Below are 3880 nucleotides of genomic sequence, written 5' to 3' on the forward strand. Positions count from 1 at the left end.
CCCCCTCGGGGGTGCGGGCCTCTGCTGTGCAGCCACATCGGCCGCGGCGTCGCGGCAGTGCGAGCGGGCAGTGGGGGCTGACGGTGCGGATACGCAACGATTCGAGGGTTATTGCGGTCTCGGCGTGCACGTAGTAGGGCGACTGGACATACTAGAACCAGATAGGTATGCTAGCGCTTTGCGCCCGCGTGTGCCCTCGACGCCTCCCCCTGCTTCCCGAAAGTCCTGGTTGCATCCCCTCTTTGGGATGCCCTCCGGCGACGGGTGAAGTCCGGCAGAGCTTCCTGCAGCACCGCAGAGCGTACAGCGTTCACCCGAACTGCAGGGAAGGACCCCTCTTGGCTGCCTCGCGCACCCCTTCAGCTCCGTCCGCCGAAGCCATTGCGAACCGTACCGCTTCCCGTCGCGTCTCCTTCGCAAAGATCTATGAGCCACTCGAGGTCCCCGACCTGCTTGGCCTGCAGACCGAAAGCTTCGACTGGCTCCTTGGTAACCCAGCCTGGCAGGCCAGGGTAGAAATTGCCAAGACGGCTGGCCGTAATGATGTCCCGGAAACTTCGGGCCTCGAGGAGATCTTCGAGGAGATCTCCCCGATCGAGGACTTCGGTTCCTCGATGTCCCTCTCCTTCTCGAACCACCGCTTCGAGCCGCCGAAGTACACGGCGGACGAGTGCAAGGAGAAGGACTTCACCTACGCGGCCCCGCTGTTCGTCACCGCGGAGTTCGTCAACTACACCACCGGTGAGATCAAGAGTCAGACGGTCTTCATGGGCGACTTCCCGCTCATGACGGCGCGCGGCACCTTCATCATCAACGGCACCGAGCGCGTCGTCGTCTCGCAGCTGGTGCGTTCGCCGGGTGTGTACTTCGAGCGCACCCCGGACAAGACCAGCGACAAGGACGTCTTCTCCGCGAAGATCATCCCGTCGCGTGGCGCCTGGCTCGAGTTCGAGATCGACAAGCGGGACGCCGTCGGTGTCCGCGTCGACCGCAAGCGCAAGCAGTCCGTCACGGTGCTGCTCAAGGCCCTCGGCATGAGCGAGGCGGAGATCCGCGAGGAGTTCGCCGAGTTCCCGTCCGTGCTGGACACCCTCGAGAAGGACCACGTCCACACCGAGGACGAGGCGCTCGTCGACCTGTACCGCAAGATCCGCCCGGGCGAGCCGCCCACGGTCGAGGCCGGCCGCGCGCTGCTCGAGAACTTCTACTTCAACCCGAAGCGCTACGACCTCGCGAAGGTCGGCCGCTACAAGGCGAACAAGAAGCTCGGTGTCGACGCCCAGCTCGCCGAGTCCACGCTGTCGCTGACCGACGTCGTCGCCACGATCAAGTACCTCGCGGCCCTGCACGCCGACAAGCAGACCCTCTCGGGCATGCGCAACGGCCAGCCCGTCGAGGTGCGCGTCGAGGTCGACGACATCGACCACTTCGGCAACCGCCGTATCCGCGCCGTGGGTGAGCTCATCCAGAACCAGGTGCGCACGGGTCTGTCCCGCATGGAGCGCGTGGTTCGCGAGCGCATGACGACGCAGGACGTCGAGGCCATCACGCCGCAGACGCTCATCAACATCCGTCCGGTCGTCGCGTCGATCCGTGAGTTCTTCGGCACGTCGCAGCTCTCGCAGTTCATGGACCAGAACAACCCGCTGGCCGGTCTGACGCACAAGCGTCGTCTGAACGCGCTGGGCCCGGGTGGTCTGTCCCGCGACCGTGCCGGCATGGAGGTCCGTGACGTCCACCCGTCGCACTACGGCCGCATGTGCCCGATCGAGACCCCTGAGGGTCCGAACATCGGTCTGATCGGCTCGCTCGCGTCGTTCGGTCGCATCAACCCGTTCGGCTTCATCGAGACGCCGTACCGGAAGGTCGAGAACGGCAAGGTCACCGACAACATCGAGTACCTGACGGCCGATGACGAGGACCGCTACATCATCGCGCAGGCGAACACGCCGCTGGCCGAGGACGGCACGTTCCTCCTCGACCGCGTGCTCGTGCGCACCAAGGGTGGCGAGACCAACGACATCCCGGGTGCCGAGGTCGACTACATGGACGTCTCGCCGCGCCAGATGGTGTCGGTCGCGACCGCCCTGATCCCGTTCCTCGAGCACGACGACGCCAACCGCGCCCTCATGGGTGCCAACATGCAGCGCCAGGCGGTGCCGCTGGTCCGGTCCGAGGCCCCCGTGGTCGGTACCGGCATGGAGCGCCGTGCGGCGGTCGACGCCGGCGACGTCATCCTGGCGACCAAGCCCGGTGTGGTCACCGAGGTCTCGGCCGACCTGGTGCTCGTCGCGAACGACGACGGCACGACCGGCTCGTACCGCGTGCACAAGTTCGTGCGCTCGAACCAGGGCACGAGCTACAACCAGCGCGTGCTGGTCGACGAGGGCGCGCGGGTCGAGGTCGGCTCCGTGCTCGCCGACGGCCCGGCGACGGACGAGGGCGAGCTCGCGCTCGGCCGCAACCTGCTGGTCGCGTTCATGTCGTGGGAGGGCCACAACTACGAGGACGCGATCATCCTGTCGCAGCGCCTCGTGGAGGACGACGTCCTCTCCTCGATCCACATCGAGGAGCACGAGGTCGACGCGCGTGACACCAAGCTCGGCCCGGAGGAGATCACGCGGGACATCCCGAACGTCTCCGAGGAGGTCCTCGCGGACCTCGACGAGCGCGGCGTGATCCGCATCGGTGCCGAGGTCGGCGCGGGCGACATCCTGGTCGGCAAGGTCACCCCCAAGGGTGAGACCGAGCTGACCCCGGAGGAGCGCCTGCTCCGTGCGATCTTCGGCGAGAAGGCGCGCGAGGTGCGCGACACCTCGCTCAAGGTTCCGCACGGTGAGCAGGGCACGGTCATCGCGGTGCGTGAGTTCAACCGCGAGGACGGCGACGAGCTGCCCGCCGGCGTGAACCAGCTGGTGCGCGTCTACATCGCGCAGCGCCGCAAGATCACGGTCGGTGACAAGCTGGCCGGCCGCCACGGCAACAAGGGCGTCATCTCGAAGATCCTCCCGCAGGAGGACATGCCGTTCCTCGAGGACGGCACGCCCGTCGACGTCGTCCTGAACCCCCTGGGTGTGCCGGGCCGAATGAACGTCGGCCAGGTGCTGGAGACCCACCTCGGGTGGATCGCCAAGCAGGGCTGGGACGTCTCGCTGGCGGAGGACAAGGGCGGGGAGTGGCTGGAGAGCCTTCCCGAGGTCGCGCACAAGAGCGAGCCGAGCCGCCCCGTCGCCACCCCGGTGTTCGACGGCCTGGAGGAGGTCGCGCTCCGCGGCCTCTTCGGCGCCACCCTGCCCAACCGTGACGGTCAGCGGATGGTCAACCAGGACGGCAAGGCGCAGCTCTTCGACGGCCGCTCCGGCGAGCCGTTCCCCGAGCCCGTCTCGACCGGCTACATGTACATCCTGAAGCTGCACCACCTGGTCGACGACAAGATCCACGCGCGTTCGACCGGTCCGTACTCGATGATCACGCAGCAGCCGCTGGGTGGTAAGGCGCAGTTCGGTGGTCAGCGGTTCGGTGAGATGGAGGTCTGGGCACTCGAGGCGTACGGCGCCGCGTACACGCTCCAGGAGCTGCTCACCATCAAGTCCGACGACGTCCCGGGCCGTGTCAAGGTCTACGAGGCGATCGTCAAGGGCGAGAACATCCCCGACTCGGGCATCCCGGAGTCCTTCAAGGTTCTCCTCAAGGAGATGCAGTCGCTGTGCCTGAACGTCGAGGTGCTCTCGAGCGACGGTGTCTCCATCGAGATGAAGGAGTCGGACGACGAGGTGTACCGCGCCGCTGAGGAGCTCGGTATCGACCTCTCGAGGCGGCCGAACGCCGCCTCCAGCGTCGACGAGATCTGACACCGGTCCGCGCCCGCACAGCGGGCGCG

Annotated in this window: 1 protein-coding gene; it reads left to right on the plus strand. The window is 67.0% G+C overall.

The window, feature by feature from the left end; all coding sequences use genetic code 11:
• Positions 1 to 338: 338 nt before the first annotated feature.
• Complete coding sequence (gene rpoB / locus ACFWE2_RS24885) at positions 339 to 3851, plus strand: DNA-directed RNA polymerase subunit beta (protein ID WP_377226889.1); 3513 nt, start codon at positions 339 to 341, stop codon at positions 3849 to 3851.
• Positions 3852 to 3880: the final 29 nt, after the last annotated feature.

The sequence above is a fragment of the Promicromonospora sp. NPDC060271 genome (assembly GCF_042726755.1).
Taxonomy (GTDB): Bacteria; Actinomycetota; Actinomycetes; order Actinomycetales; family Cellulomonadaceae; genus Promicromonospora.